The organism is Bradyrhizobium sp. 521_C7_N1_3, from assembly GCF_052075975.1.
GTDB lineage: Bacteria > Pseudomonadota > Alphaproteobacteria > Rhizobiales > Xanthobacteraceae > Bradyrhizobium > Bradyrhizobium japonicum.
The window spans coordinates 8,620,318-8,634,054 of the sequence record NZ_CP197232.1; the positions used below are offsets into that span (position 1 = coordinate 8,620,318).

The following is a 13,737-nucleotide window of genomic DNA, read 5'->3' on the forward strand; positions in this document are numbered from 1 at the left end:
ACTTCCCAAAATCCAGTAACGGTGGGGTGCGTCCTGACTGGTTTGGTAACAATTCTCACCCGCCACCCGGCTGCAATGCAAAGTGCTGATTTTGAGATATTGCACAAGGCGTCCTCACGAGCTGTGAACGAGTAGGACTTAAAAATCCATACCACCCATGCCGCCACCTTGAGGCATGCCGCCACCGCCGGCGTTCTTCTTTGGCAATTCGGCCACCATGGCTTCGGTAGTGATCAGGAGCGCCGCAACAGAAGCCGCATTCTGAATCGCCACACGAACGACCTTGGTCGGGTCGATGATGCCCTTGGTGACCAGGTTGCCGTACTCGCCGGACTGGGAGTCAAAGCCGTAGCCATACTGATCCTTCTCCAGGATCTTGCCGACGATGACGGAGCCGTCCTCGCCAGCGTTGATCGCGATCTGGCGGGCCGGCGCAGACAGCGCCTTGCGCACGATCTCGACGCCGGTCTTCTGGTCATCGTTCTTGGTGCGCAGCCCCTTGAGATGCTCGGAAGCACGCAGCAGGGCGACGCCGCCGCCCGGCAGGATGCCTTCCTCGACGGCCGCGCGGGTCGCGTGCATCGCGTCATCAACGCGATCCTTGCGCTCCTTCACCTCGACCTCGGTCGCGCCGCCGACGCGGATCACCGCGACGCCGCCCGCGAGTTTGGCAAAACGCTCCCGCAGCTTTTCACGGTCATAGTCCGAGGAGGTCTCCTCGATCTGCGCCTTGATCTGCGCCACCCGCGCCTCTATGTCGGCCTTCTTACCGGCGCCGCTGACGATGGTGGTGTTCTCCTTGTCGATCATCACCTTCTTGGCGCGACCGAGCATGTTGAGCGTGACGTTCTCGAGCTTGATGCCCAGATCTTCCGAGATCGCCTGGCCGCCGGTCAGGATCGCGATGTCCTGCAGCATGGCCTTGCGGCGATCGCCGAAGCCCGGAGCCTTCACGGCCGCGACCTTCAGACCGCCGCGGAGGCGGTTCACGACCAGGGTCGCGAGCGCTTCGCCCTCGACGTCTTCCGCGATAATCACAAGCGGCTTGCCACTCTGGACGACGGCTTCCAGCAGCGGAAGCAGTTCATTCAACTGAGATAGCTTCTTTTCGTGGATGAGGACGTAGGCGTCTTCCATTTCGGCGCGCATTTTGTCGGCGTTGGTGACGAAGTACGGCGAGATGTAGCCGCGGTCGAACTGCATGCCCTCGACGACGTCGAGCTCGGTCTCGAGCGACTTGGCTTCCTCGACGGTGATGACACCCTCGTTGCCGACCTTCTTCATGGCGTCGGAGAGGAACTTGCCGATCTCCGCGTCGCCGTTGGCCGAGATGGTGCCGACCTGGGCGATCTCCTCGTTCGAGGTGACCTTTTTGGAGTTCTTCACGAGATCGGCGACCACGGCTTCCACCGCGAGGTCGATACCGCGCTTCAGGTCCATCGGGTTCATACCGGCGGCAACCGCCTTCGCGCCTTCACGGACGATCGCAGCCGCGAGCACGGTCGCGGTGGTGGTGCCATCGCCAGCTGCATCTGCCGATTTGGAGGCAACTTCTCGCACCATCTGCGCGCCCATGTTCTCGAACTTGTCCTCAAGCTCGATCTCCTTGGCGACAGTGACGCCGTCTTTGGTGATGCGGGGGGCGCCGAACGACTTGTCGAGCACGACGTTCCGGCCCTTGGGCCCGAGCGTGACCTTAACCGCATTGTTGAGAATTTCAACACCGCGCAACATCCTGTCGCGGGCGTCGACGCCGAACTTAACTTCTTTGGCCGACATAATGATCTCCGTTTTCAACTGGTCAGATCCAAGGACCGTGCGACTGGACGAGCCCTTAAGTGGCGGGACTTGAATTTGCAGGCCTCGTCCTTCGAGACGCGGGCTGCAGCTCAGGATAAGGAAAATTGGCTGGCGTCTATGCGACCTTCTTCTTGGCGGCGGGCAGCTCAGTGAGAACGCCCATAATGTCGCTTTCCTTCATGATCAGTAGTTCCTGACCATCGAGCTTGACGTCGGTGCCTGACCACTTGCCGAACAGGACGCGGTCGCCAACCTTGAGATCGATGGGAATCAGTTTGCCGGATTCATCTCGGCCGCCTGGGCCAACCGCCGTGATCTCGCCCTGCGAAGGTTTTTCCTTGGCAGTGTCCGGAATGATGATGCCACCAGCGGTTTTGTCTTCGGCCTCAATGCGCTTGACCACAACGCGGTCGTGAAGCGGACGGAATTTCATGCTGTCCTCCTGTTTTCTTGTTGTTGTTGCTTTGGACGAAATGGCAGTCGTGGCCAGAGAGTGCTAATCAGCACATAAGCCGCCGCAAGGGGACGTACAAGACCGTCCCGAAACGATATTCTGCTCAGAGCAACACGAAATAGCTGCCAAGACCGCGGCGGCTAAGGATCCGGTGAAGGCCAGCTGTGTGGTGCGAAAGTCGTTGGACGCCGCATCATCAGATTTAAGAAAGCTTCCCATCGCGCAGGGGCATTGCGTTGTTCTCGACGTGCGCCAGAATGCGCCGGACGTCGGTCGCTTCTTGTGCAGCCATTCAGCGGTGCTTGTCGAGATCGAGTGGCTCGTCACTCACGAGGCGCGTCGGCATCAATGCGCTGAGCGTCAGCCAAATCGACCGGGTTGATGGAAATCCTCTCCACCGTTGAAGTGCGCGGCGGCGCCGCCGGCACCGTGATCATAGTGGCAACCCGGCGAAACGCCTCGAACGACAATCCTTCGATCATCTCCTCATCGGTGATGACCTCGTAGGCACCCGGAGGCAGGAGGCGGTCGATGCCCTTGATCCGGAAGGGATGCTTGAAGGTGACCGTTTCGCGTCGGGAGCGCATGGTCATGATCGGCTATCCTTCAGAAACGGCTTTGCATCGGCGCGATAGTGAAGCAATCCGTTTACAGTGCTCTCTGTGCCGAGATTAGCTATCTCTTTATCATGAGATGGCTGCGAAGTCACCAAACACAAGGCAATACACATCGCGGATTTGTATAGATGCCGGCGGACGAAATGCTTGCTGATGCCAAGTGAAAAAATGCGAGTTGGCGATCGGCAAGCATCGCGACTCGGAGAGAAGAAATGCTATCTCGCAAATCTACCAGCCGAGATAGACTTGCAGCGGTTGGCTACAACCGTCATGGCGCGATGGGACGGTTCTGGCACGGTCTTCATCGTCACGCTCTTATGACGATGATTGCTTACGCCTTCTTGCAGCACTTCCGCATTGCCAAGACGGGGCGCAAAAATGAATCGACGGCCACCACCTCAGCCCAACCTGCCAGCCGCGCGTCCCGCCATCGTCGCTCTCATTCTTCAGCCATCAGATCCGCGATACGGATACTGCAGAACACAGGTCAGCGAAGAGCAAGGCGTGAATAAATCTGCCAAAGTCGTGTTAGCGCCCACCCGAAGCACCTTTATGATCATGCAGGAAACGGGCGATCCGCGTCTTCAACACGGTGGCGTCGTGCGATTTGCCCGAGGCCGCGTGCTCGAAGAGCCTGCGCTGGACGTCAGTAGGCAGATCATTCCATTCGCTGACAAGGGCGGCACCCAGACATTCCAGGACTCTGCGCTCCACATCGCGCAAATCGCTGGCTTCATAGGGTAAAGGCCACGCCAACTCCTGCGCTCCGCCTTCCTCGTCCCAACGGTCGAGAGCGGTTGCCATTTCTTCTCCCGACGTTGGCCTTCGACCTTTCTTTTTGACCATTCTATATAGTCGCACATGTCGGCATTAAGCGCCATTCGCTCGATCGCGGGGCGATCCGAAGCGCCAATCCTTCCAGTACCGAGAATGCCGCGGCCGCGGAACTCGGTAGTTCGCCCATCGGTTATTGCAGCGGTTTGTTCGCGCGGCGTACAGACTCAAGGCTCACCATGGATGTGATCGTTACACCGGCAGAGGGAGGCACGGTTTGGCAGCTGACGGACCTGCTCGGCCGCTCGATGGGGCGCATCACGGCAAGCGCTCCACGTCAGTTCATGATCCATCCGGAGGGCCACGCATCGGAAACTATGGCCGGCATACAGCAAGGGCCGCACGCCTCGCTCGACGCCGCACTGGCTGAGATCGAGAGGCACACCCGGGGCGTCTGCCGTCGAAATCCTGGCGAAGATCAGCTTTAGACAGCGCCCAACAATCCAGATCGTCGGCAGAGTATCCTATATTTACTGCGGGAAGATCTATATGTTTTACAGCTAACGCCCGCCCAGATTGCCTGATGACGGGACCGTCAGTTCCGGTAGAAGGAATTGTGGATTTTCGCGCGAGGACCGAGCGAATGTGGGCACCGGCGGATGTCACCGCCGATCATTGCGTTGCCGTGTTCGCCGAGATCTTTTGGCGGCTCGGCTCGACGCAACCCTGACAGTGCGGAGGGAACCCGCTTGAGCCGCTTGGTCATCGTCTCCAACCGTGTCGCCTTGCCGGCAGAAGCTGCGCAGCGCAGCGGCGGGCTCGTGACCGGCCTCGTCGACGCTCTGCATCAGGCTGGAGGCTTATGGTTCGGGTGGAGTGGCAAGCTTGGAGAAACAACAAAAGAGCCGAACGTTTTTGAGACCGAGGGAGTGACGTACGCTACCGTCGATCTTACCCGCGCGGACCATGACGGCTACTACAGCGGCTTCTCCAACGCGGCACTGTGGCCCTTATTCCACTATCGCCTTGACCTCATGAACTTTACCCGCCGGGACTTGGCCGCCTATCGACGGGTGAACGCCGTGCTCGCCGACGCCCTCGCGCCCCTGCTCAGCCCGAGTGACCTCGTCTGGGTGCATGACTACCATCTGATCCCGATGGCCGAGGAACTTCGCCGCGCCGGCGCCACACAGCGGATCGGGTTTTTCTTGCATACGCCGTTTCCGTCTTTGGGGGTGCTGGCGACCCTTCCTCACTACGGCGACCTGCTGAAATCACTGTGCGCTTACGATCTCGTCGGCTTCCAGACGGTGGAGGATTTGACCGCCTTCCATGACGCCATCCTTCGCCGTGCAGGAGGCACGATTTCGTCCGATGGCCACGTTCACGCTTTCGATCGGGTTCTGCGCGCCGGCGCCTTCCCGATTGGTATCGATACTGAAGCGATCGCCGAAATGGCTAGTCGCGCTGTGAAATCCCGAACGGCCCGCCGGCTGCAGGAGAGTCTCCGGGGGCGCAAGCTCATCATTGGGGTGGACCGGCTGGATTACAGTAAGGGTCTCGAGCACCGGTTCAAAGCGTTCGCCGCCTTTCTCGAGGGCTATCCCGCATACCGCAACCACGTCCGCTTGCTGCAGATCGCCACCGCAACGCGCAGCGACGTTCCTGAATACCGTGCGTTGCGACAGAGGCTTGGTGCGCTGGCGGGCGACGTGGCCGGTCGCTACGCGGAACTCGATTGGGCGCCGATCCAGTATTTGAACAGGAGCTTCTCGCAGCGTTCGCTCGCTGGCTTCTTTCGGCTCAGCCGCGTCGCTCTTGTCACTCCGTTGCGCGACGGAATGAACCTGGTTGCCAAGGAGTATGTCGCTGCACAGAACCCCGATGACCCTGGCGTGCTCGTTCTCTCGCCCTTTGCCGGCGCGGCCTACGAACTCGACACTGCCGTGATCGCCAACCCGTATGACCCCGACGCCGTCGCCGAAGCATTGCAGACAGCGCTGGGGATGCCACTTGGGGAGCGATGCGATCGTTGGCGGGCCATGATGGTGGTACTACGCCGCAATAGCATTGCGGCGTGGCGCGAGAGTTTCCTCGGGGCACTCAGCAGCTAACTGTGGATGTCGTTCGGGACGTGGCATCGGTGCAGCAGGTCGCGATAATCTCGTTCGTCAACGAGGCCGCCCAGTCCGCCGATAAGGTGTTACTTCGAAATCATCTCCGGGGCGGAAATGATCCACGGGTGACGGGACTACCTGCATCCGCTTGATCGTCCCGCCGAACCAGAAAGACCAAAGGCGAATCGCCTGCAGCATTCTCCGTTTTCGCGTCAACGTAGTACACTTCTTCTTCTGGCTTGGCGCGACGCACCCTGATCGGCGACTTCCCATTCCAAAGCGGCCTGTGTCCGACCATCATTCGCTTCAAATCATCTTGCAGCCAGTCCTCCTTGCCGAGTTCTCTGGCCTGACGAATCGTCGCAGCTCTGAACGCCAGAATGGGCTGACCGTCGATCTCCAAAACGAAGACGGTCGGCGGCGGCGCCTCGGCTTTCGCTGGTATAGTCATCCGGATCACTCCTTCCTCTGCTGGCCGACGCGGCCTTCCGAACCCGGCGTCGCGGCCAGCGCAGGACGCCTCGTCGCCTTTGTAGCTACTGCCCGCCTGATTCAGATTCACGGATTTTCGGCAACAGAGATCAGGCAACAGCCATCGATGGTCGTACTAGCTTCCTCCCGTGGCCCGTAGACCCTTCTCAACTGTGGATGCAACAAATGACCAAACCCATAAGTCCACCTCAGTCCAGAAGACCAGGAGCGGCTGCGAGAACTCCGGACTCAAAAGCCAGCCCGCAACTTACCCAAGCTCGCACTGACGCCGGGCGCGATGCTTGCTGACCGGGTCGCTGAAACAGTTGGTTCTTGGTGCTTCATCATCATCCAAAGCGTCCTTCTTGGCATTTGGATCATGCTGAACATGATAGCATTCATCAGACATTGGGACCCTTTTCCCTTCATTTTGCTGAACTTGGTTCTTTCCTTCCAGGCGCTTACGCAGCGCCCATCATCATGATGAGCCAAAACCGCCAATCTGAGATTTGAGCTGCTGCCGGTTTGATGGACACCGAGATCAGGTGTTTCATGAAGCCGGAGGTGGGCGATGAAGAGACGGAAGTTCAGTCGCGAGTTCAAGGTCGAGGCGGTTAAGCTGGTGCGGGAGCGCGGGGTATCGGTGGCGCAAGCCGGCCGGGACCTGGATGTTCATGAGAATGTTCTGCGCAAGTGGGTGAAGGAGCTTGGCGCCGATCCGGTACAGGCCTTTCCCGGTCATGGGCAGATGAAGCCCGAGCAGCACGAGATCGAGCGGTTGCGCCGTGAGGTCGCCAAGCTGAAGGCCGAGCGGGATATCCTAAAAAAAGGCCGGAGCTTTCTTCGCGAAGGAAGCGACATGAAGTTCGTCTTCATCGCGAAGCACCGGGCGATCTGGCCGGTGAACTCAAAACGGGATTTGGGAGCAAGGTCAAGGCCGCTGCCATTATAAACGTTCGTGCCCTTCTCTCGTCCATAACGGTACCTACCCTCTGCCGGCCGAGCGAGCTCGAGCCAGGCCTGCGCGACCTGAATCCAACGCTGCCGTTGGAAACCATCGGCGTTGACGGCCTCCTTCATCGCCGCCTCAGCCTGATTTTGAGGATCGATGTCGCCGCCCATGCGGGAGATATCGTACCAGCAGTGCGTAAACGATAGATGGCGATCGCTCCGTAGGAATCCGGGGGACTGTGTTTGGATGGAGGTGACGCCCAGCTCGTGATCCCTAATCCTTGGGGAGCGCGACACCAGTCATCTCGCCCACACGGGTGATGAGCCGATCCTGGAACCACGATCGGCTGCCTCGCGCGCCAGCTCCTCCTGCTTGTCATTCGGCCTGCAATATTGGCTCTGACGCAAGTTTGGTGCAGCGCCGACTATTCTGAACGAATTAGTCTGGCTTGAAGCAGATCGATTTTGCCGCGGCCGTACATTTTGACGTCGGACGAGCTTGAGGCGCGTGATCTGACCTTCAGTCTGGCCGTTGGACCATGGTGAAGTGATTGCCGCCCGTACCGCCGCCTCATCCTTCGCGACGCCGCTGGAGAACGAGGCGACGAGACTGGCGCTGACGCGGGCGCGCTCGATCCATGGGATGAGGCCCGCCTCGGTCTTGCGTCGGATCATCAGGTGGAATTCGGCGATGATCTCGCGTGCCTCGACCAGGGTTGGTACACCAGCTTCGATCGCCGAGACCGTGACAGCCTCCGCTTTCGTGAGCAAGTCTCGGCCGATGGTCATCAGGCGCGCGATGGTTCTCGCCGACGGAATCCTTTCAACTGAGGCGGCCTTACTTGCCCAAGGTTCTCTCAAGAGACGCCAGCCTATCGAGCTGACCGGCTAAACCCCGCAAAGTTCGGGCGATGTTCTTGAGGACGGCGGCGCGATCCTGGGAAGGGCTAGCCTGACGGGACAGTGTAGAATAGTGGTCCGCAGCTTCCTGGCACAGTGAAACGCTGATCATCATTGCCCTCGGATTTATGTTCCGGCCATGGCATCCTTGCAGGCATGGCAGATCAAAACTGAGCAAAATTGATCAAGGCACCACAAATGGCTTGGCAACTGCATTCCAGTTCCGTTCTCAGCGGGCAAGAAACCTTGATCATGCTCAGATCTGGCCAAATTCAAAACAGGCCACTCCCAGAATCAAATTAGGCCACGGAGATAGGCCAGCCGCCCGGCCCAGAGGAACCTTCCAGAAAACGAGAAACAAAGGCCACGCGCGTGAACGAGAGGCTACCGGCTGGTGCCGCCTCTCTGCGCTAGTAGTCTATGTCGGAGCGCGCAGACCGGGTGAATCCAGCCATTTAACCGAGGTCTCGATCCGGCTTGCGATCCGTAAAAGTTCGTTGCGTCGACCGCCATGAGCCATACCCTCAGCCTGCTTGCGCAAGTCAATTGCCTCGTCCTCTAAGCGGTATTGAAATATCGATGATTGCTTGAACATGGGTGCTCCCTGTTCGGTTAGGCGGGAGCGCAACTGGGGTTCTCAGCACCGATAGAAGCCATGCACCGGACGGTGATGGGTGTTGTTAACACTTGTCGCAGACTAGGTCTGAGCAATTTTGACCATCCGCTTGCGCGCACTCGGCGACCGGCCGGCGCGCCCCATAAGAGCACGAGTCGGTTAGAACGGCCCGCCAGGCGACGAGAATTTAGTGGTGGCTTGCCTTCAATATGCCGAGGCGTCCGACGCCGGCGGCCTTAAGCGGGCCTCCGCAGGAGGAACCACTGCGCAACGCTTTCGTTGTGTGCTCTCCCAACAGCAAAGGACACGATCATGGACCGCGAACATGTGAAGGGCGCTGCCGACAAGGCAAAAGGCGCCATCAAAGAAGGTGCCGGTAAGCTCACTGGCGACAAGGACATGGAAGCCGAAGGCAAGATCGACAAGGCCAAGGGATCTGCCCACAATGCGGCGGGAGATGTGAAGGATGCAGCGCGGGACGCCGCTGACGCCCTCAAGAAATAAGCAGAAGAGAAGACAAAAACTAGCCGCCTCCGGGCGGCCCTCTCTTTTCTGGTGGGGAGACGGCTTCTTGGATCTTTTGATCCCGAAATGGCGCGAGGCTTGGAAGGGCCCGTCCTCGCCCCGAACCTCAATTTTCGTGTGCGCCGGCCGTTCGCTGCTCTTCCTTACTGAGGTTATCAGCCACCAAGCGTGAGGGAGCGTTTGCATCCTGTAGGAACAGCTAGTCAATGCTTGCGTTGGCCGCTACGAGCTCTGCTCAGGAAGATTCGCATGCGGAGAGAGCGTTGGATGGTGATCGGCGCTTGGTCGTCAATTGCTTTGATGGCGAGTACACGCAGATCCTTTCAAACGCCTCGATTGACCTGCAAGGTGTGCCGATATCCGATCCGTCTCTGCTTATGGTCTCGGAGAACAGCCCGTATATGTGGAATGAGCGCTAGGCCGCTCTAACGCTGCTGGTACGCCCTAAGCGTACGGTGGCACGTTCACTAGCGTACCTATCAGGCGCAGAAGAGCCTGGTGCTCGGGTCCTTTCGGCTCCCTTCGCAAGAAATCGCCGAGTTCAATGTGTGTCAGTCGGCCGCCAGAAGGCGCATTTGGCTGATGAATGATGAAAGCATGGCCATTGGCCGGCTCGCGTCCCAGAAATCAAGCGTCGCCGTTGGTACTACGATATAGCTCACGTCGTTCGCTCATCTGACGCTCCTTGTGGGCTAAAGCTTCAAAATTCATCTGGCCGGTTTCCCCGCTCGCAGATCGAGGCGGCGGAGAAACGCCTGCGTATCAGCTAAGCCCGACTCCTCTGCTTACCTCGCGGGCTTCTCCTGGCGCGAGTCCAACAGTCAGGCCGAGCGCTGCAGCTTGCTCCAGAGCGGTGCCCCCGCGATCGATTAGTTTGGCGGTCCATCCCTCCGGGATGGCATCCAAGACGAGCTGAACGGCCTCTTCTTCCGTACCGGCTGCTAACCAAAACCGGCACTCGCCATCGTCAGTAGTGACCTGCAGAAGATGCGCTTCCATGCATGTGAACAGCCAAAGCCATACTTTGTTGCCGCGCGTCCTAGGTGTCAAACGCCATCCGGAACTGCCCCCTTTGCGTCATGAAGAACTGCCCCCACCATCTGGGTTATGATCTCGGTTGAAGGTTGTTTCCGCCGGTGACGGGCCGGAGGGAGGCGGAGCCGACCGGAGGGCCGTCACCGGCGGGCGATGAGGCCGCTCTTTCGCTTGGCGCGGAGCCGGTAACTATCGCCGCGGATCGTCAGCACGTGGCTGTGATGCAAGAGCCGGTCGAGGATCGCGGTGGCGACCACGGGACCGGCGAACACAGTGCCCCATTCGGCAACACTGCGGTTCGAGGTGATCAGCATGGCGCCAGTTTCATAGCGCCGGCTGACCAGTTGGAAGAAGAGATGTGCCGCGTCAGGTTCCAGCGGCAGATAGCCGAGCTCGTCGACGATCAGCAGCTTTGGCTTCGACACGCGAGCAGTTTCTCGTCCAGACGCCGTTCGCCATGTGCCTTGGCAAGGCCCGCGACCAGCGTCGTCGCGGTTGTGAACTGCACCGTGTAACCGGCCAGGATCGCCTCTCGCCCGAGCGCGATCGACAGGTGCGTCTTACCGACGCCCGGTGGGCCGAGCAGCAGCACGTTCTCACCGTTGGCGATCCAACGTGACGCGGGCAGGTCGCGGATCTGTTTCGGATCGATCGACGGCTGCGCCTCGAAGTCGAAGCCCGCAAGCTCCTTCACGGCCGGGAAGTGTGCAAGTTTTAGTGCCATCTCGATACGGCGATGATCCTTGCGCGCAATCTCGCGCTCGTACAGCAGGATCAGTGTCTCACGCGCCGACAGGTTCGCGCGTGCCGCCTCGTCGAGCAGGCTGTCGAGCTGATCGCAGATGCCGGAGAGCTGCAGTCGCGCCAGCATGGCATCGAGCGGATCGGTCGTTGCTTCCATTACCTTCTTTGCCGCGCCATCAGAAGCTTCCTCCGACCCTGGCTTCGTATTCGGCAAGAGGGCGCAACAACGCCGGCGGTGAGGACGGCGCCAGCACCGCCGCCGTGATCTCAGCCCGGCGGACCGCGCCAGGGCCGGACTGGATCCATGAGGTAAAGCACGACGGCCATCGGATGCTGGTCATCCGGGAAAACGAGCGCGTCCGGCTGCCCTCCCGCAACGGCAGCGACTGGACGAAGCGTTATCCCTGGATTGCTGAGGCCGCGCTGAGGAACCGCCAAAAGAGGTTTGTGATCGATGGCGAGGCCGTGATCCTTGGGGTGGACGGCATCAGCGACTTCAACGCGCTGCACAGCGGGCAACACGACCATAAGGTGCAGCCGCGCCTCTTGTCAGTTTATCGACCGACTGCGCGCGAGTGCGTCATGGGATAGACTGTGGCAAAGCCCCGATGCAAGTCGCGCGCAGGCAGGCCCGGAGTCTCGTGCACTGACAACTATTCGGCCTCAACCATGATTGAGTTTCCGAACCATAGTCGTTCACGCGGCCTGCCGTGCGATTTGGGGGACACGACAGCGCTATTGAGGCACCGTTTTCATAAACGAAGATACGGACCGGTCGAGCCGGTCTGGCAGAGTCCGTCAAGTGAGCTAAACCGGAAAAGCGCAGCTCGGCGAATTAAGCAGGCTACCTGATCAGATCTGAATGTCGACCGAAGTTATCGGCGGACAAACTGTCAGAGAGGTTCGCGATGAAGGACGCCATCGCTCGCAACTACGATGCGGTCGAAGATGGTGGTGAATTGTTCCTGATTGCAGTCCGCCGCAGCGGCTCTTTTTGCCAGGCGGGACGGTTGGACGCACAGCAAAGCCTATCCGCGCGCTCCGTTGGCAATCTTATTTTGCGCCTGGGCTCGTTATTCGAACCTTCGCCCCATATCCATATCTGTCCTGGTCAACCAACGAGAGGGCTCTGCATGTTCACATCCGAGCAGCATCGCCCAAGGGCAACCGCGCGCGGCGAACTCGTCAAGGGTTCTCAGCGCTGAGGAAACGCGTAAATTCAAGACCTGAAGGGACGGCTTCGTCTTTTTGACGGATGACAAGCGAGGGTTCGCGGAGGCTTGCAACGGCTCCGTTCTCATCCCGGAGCAGGACCATCCCCGCGGCGCAGCCCTCGCGGCTGACGAGGAGTACATTCTGCGTTGTCTTGGCGCGGCCCTCATCATGCAATGGAACGCCTTGCCGACGGTGCTGCAACGGGAGATCTTCGACGCCGCCGGGGCGGTTGGAAGGCCGGTGGAGACAGCGGAGCTCCGCGGGAGATTGCCTGATTTCTGCACAACCACAAGGATGATTCCGGTCGCGGCAAATTGCCTGTGACAGAAGGCACGCCTGCCGATGCGAGATCCAGTGCTCTGGCTGCGCCAGCGTCGTTCTGGCTGTATGTTTTAGCCATCACGGCGGGAGCGTAACACCCTCAGTCACCTAGGAGAGCCCGTGCAGTAGCACCTCGGACAGACCTCGCGACAAGCTGCGGGAAGCGGGTGACACCTGCGCGCTTCGCCACGGCACAATCTGCTTGGCATTTGAAAGCTCACCTCATTGGTAGGTGGCGCTGCCGTAATCCATTCCGCAGGCCAAGAGGCGGGAATACCAATCGCGGGAATGCAGCGAGCCCACAATTGACTTCGCATCGGCCGCTGGGCGCAGCGCGTACGACCTCGCGCTGCGATGCCATCCCTTGTGGGATTGCGGCGACTCAGAGAGTTTCGTCGGAGGCATAACACCGCAGATTTTTCAGACCGCCTCCATTGCCAGTCATTATTGATTAGGCGTTGGACCGGAAACGGAGTAGCGTTTTTGTAGCGGTCAAGCGGATTGCTTGCCCGACAGCTGCCAAAACGGCGACGCACCGAAGTCCTCGCCTCCATCTAAATGGCAGCACATTGCCGTCGGTAGGCAAACTCTTTCCAAAATTGCTGTTCCAAACACGGGAGTGCCGACCACGTCGCGCGCGTCAGGCAATCGCAGAAGGAAGAACGACATGAAAATGAGTTCCCAGTGCCCTGTCTGCGGCAAAGTACACTTATGGCGCGGCGACCATATGGGTCGCTCCTTCTCCCCTCATCAAATCGGCGCATTTCCTTGAAAGGATTGGACTCGCCACGATTGGAGGCTCGTGCGGCATGTACGTGGCCGCAGCGTTGATGCGCCTCGAACACGAACTATTTGGAAGTGTCTGGTTCATCTTGCTGCTGATGCTCTACGGAGCTTTTAGCTTCTATATCGGCATCGACCTACCTCGCCATCGTGCTCAGGGGCTCCCGGAAGAGCGGAGCCACACCGATGCGGCTGAGATCTTCAGCGCAGCAGACACATTCATTGCCGCGATTGCAGCGTTTCTATCTGTCAGCATGATTGTCGTTGATCAGGTCGTGTCTCACGGTTCGATCGTTGTGATCGCAGGCTGTTGGGCAATCGGTTCTTTAGTTCAAATTTCTGCCGGTACCATCGCGCGCAACTCCGTGGCCGAAGCTGGTAGGGAGTAACTTCCGATGGCAATTGGACCGACGC

Annotated in this window: 13 protein-coding genes and 4 pseudogenes; 9 read left to right on the forward strand and 8 right to left on the reverse strand. The window is 59.4% G+C overall.

From position 1 onward, the window contains the following. Positions 1–138 precede the first annotated feature (138 nt). The 3 genes from groL to AB7008_RS40610 all read right to left on the reverse strand — a co-directional run bounded on the left by groL (position 139) and on the right by AB7008_RS40610 (position 2,847). A complete protein-coding gene (groL, locus tag AB7008_RS40600; protein WP_248879796.1) occupies positions 139–1,779 on the reverse strand; it encodes a chaperonin GroEL in 1,641 nt (546 codons plus the stop codon). A 136-nt stretch (positions 1,780–1,915) separates the two neighbouring features. After that, positions 1,916–2,233 carry a co-chaperone GroES gene (locus AB7008_RS40605; protein WP_039153424.1) on the reverse strand — a complete coding sequence of 106 codons (318 nt, stop codon included), beginning with the start codon at positions 2,231–2,233 and terminating at the stop codon, positions 1,916–1,918. Between the two features lie 344 nt (positions 2,234–2,577). Beyond that, positions 2,578–2,847 (reverse strand): hypothetical protein, encoded by a 270-nt coding sequence (locus AB7008_RS40610; RefSeq protein ID WP_038958099.1) that lies wholly within the window; start codon positions 2,845–2,847, stop codon positions 2,578–2,580. 186 nt (positions 2,848–3,033) lie between these two features. Between AB7008_RS40610 and AB7008_RS40615 the strand changes: the two are divergent. After that, positions 3,034–3,383: pseudogene (locus AB7008_RS40615) on the forward strand (IS701 family transposase); the annotation flags it as partial. Between the two features lie 16 nt (positions 3,384–3,399). Here AB7008_RS40615 and AB7008_RS40620 read toward each other — a convergent pair. Next, positions 3,400–3,675, reverse strand: coding sequence for a hypothetical protein (locus AB7008_RS40620; RefSeq protein ID WP_018648614.1), 276 nt, complete (start codon positions 3,673–3,675; stop codon positions 3,400–3,402). 209 nt (positions 3,676–3,884) lie between these two features. Here AB7008_RS40620 and AB7008_RS40625 point away from each other — a divergent pair, with 209 nt between their 5' ends. Beyond that, positions 3,885–4,133: a hypothetical protein gene (locus AB7008_RS40625; protein ID WP_018273528.1), complete on the forward strand. Its 249-nt coding sequence runs from the start codon at positions 3,885–3,887 to the stop codon at positions 4,131–4,133. Positions 4,134–4,394: 261 nt separating this feature from the next. Then, positions 4,395–5,759 carry an alpha,alpha-trehalose-phosphate synthase (UDP-forming) gene (locus AB7008_RS40630; protein WP_039153430.1) on the forward strand — a complete coding sequence of 455 codons (1,365 nt, stop codon included), beginning with the start codon at positions 4,395–4,397 and terminating at the stop codon, positions 5,757–5,759. A 100-nt stretch (positions 5,760–5,859) separates the two neighbouring features. Here AB7008_RS40630 and AB7008_RS40635 read toward each other — a convergent pair whose 3' ends face one another. Further along, entirely contained in the window at positions 5,860–6,213 is a 354-nt protein-coding gene (locus AB7008_RS40635) for a hypothetical protein (protein ID WP_232208625.1), read from the reverse strand. A 399-nt stretch (positions 6,214–6,612) separates the two neighbouring features. On the opposite strand from AB7008_RS40635, the gene AB7008_RS40640 reads away from it, so the two are divergent. Continuing rightward, complete coding sequence (locus AB7008_RS40640; protein WP_232208633.1) at positions 6,613–6,717, forward strand: DUF1003 domain-containing protein; 105 nt, start codon at positions 6,613–6,615, stop codon at positions 6,715–6,717. Between the two features lie 87 nt (positions 6,718–6,804). Then, positions 6,805–7,137 (forward strand): annotated as a pseudogene (locus AB7008_RS40645) (transposase); the annotation flags it as partial. 472 nt (positions 7,138–7,609) lie between these two features. Here AB7008_RS40645 and AB7008_RS40650 read toward each other — a convergent pair. Next, positions 7,610–8,012, reverse strand: a pseudogene (locus AB7008_RS40650) (transposase); the annotation flags it as partial. 490 nt (positions 8,013–8,502) lie between these two features. After that, positions 8,503–8,679, reverse strand: a complete 177-nt coding sequence (locus AB7008_RS40655) for a hypothetical protein (RefSeq protein WP_200875119.1) — start codon at positions 8,677–8,679, stop codon at positions 8,503–8,505. Positions 8,680–9,012: 333 nt separating this feature from the next. Between AB7008_RS40655 and AB7008_RS40660 the strand changes: the two genes are divergently transcribed. After that, positions 9,013–9,204 carry a CsbD family protein gene (locus AB7008_RS40660; RefSeq protein WP_028170261.1) on the forward strand — a complete coding sequence of 64 codons (192 nt, stop codon included), beginning with the start codon at positions 9,013–9,015 and terminating at the stop codon, positions 9,202–9,204. A 1,196-nt stretch (positions 9,205–10,400) separates the two neighbouring features. On the opposite strand, the pseudogene istB reads toward AB7008_RS40660, so the two are convergent. Beyond that, positions 10,401–11,161, reverse strand: a pseudogene (gene istB, locus AB7008_RS40665) (IS21-like element helper ATPase IstB). Here istB and AB7008_RS40670 point away from each other — a divergent pair. The 3 genes from AB7008_RS40670 (at position 11,152) to AB7008_RS40680 (ending at position 13,712) form a co-directional block, all read left to right on the forward strand. Next, on the forward strand, positions 11,152–11,595 hold the full coding sequence (locus AB7008_RS40670) for an ATP-dependent DNA ligase (RefSeq protein WP_441260612.1): 444 nt from the start codon (positions 11,152–11,154) through the stop codon (positions 11,593–11,595). The pseudogene istB and the gene AB7008_RS40670 sit on opposite strands and share 10 nt — an antisense overlap. Positions 11,596–11,912: 317 nt before the next feature. Then, positions 11,913–12,209: a hypothetical protein gene (locus tag AB7008_RS40675; protein ID WP_248879797.1), complete on the forward strand. Its 297-nt coding sequence runs from the start codon at positions 11,913–11,915 to the stop codon at positions 12,207–12,209. A 1,140-nt stretch (positions 12,210–13,349) separates the two neighbouring features. Further along, complete coding sequence (locus AB7008_RS40680; RefSeq protein ID WP_248879798.1) at positions 13,350–13,712, forward strand: hypothetical protein; 363 nt, start codon at positions 13,350–13,352, stop codon at positions 13,710–13,712. Positions 13,713–13,737 lie beyond the last annotated feature (25 nt).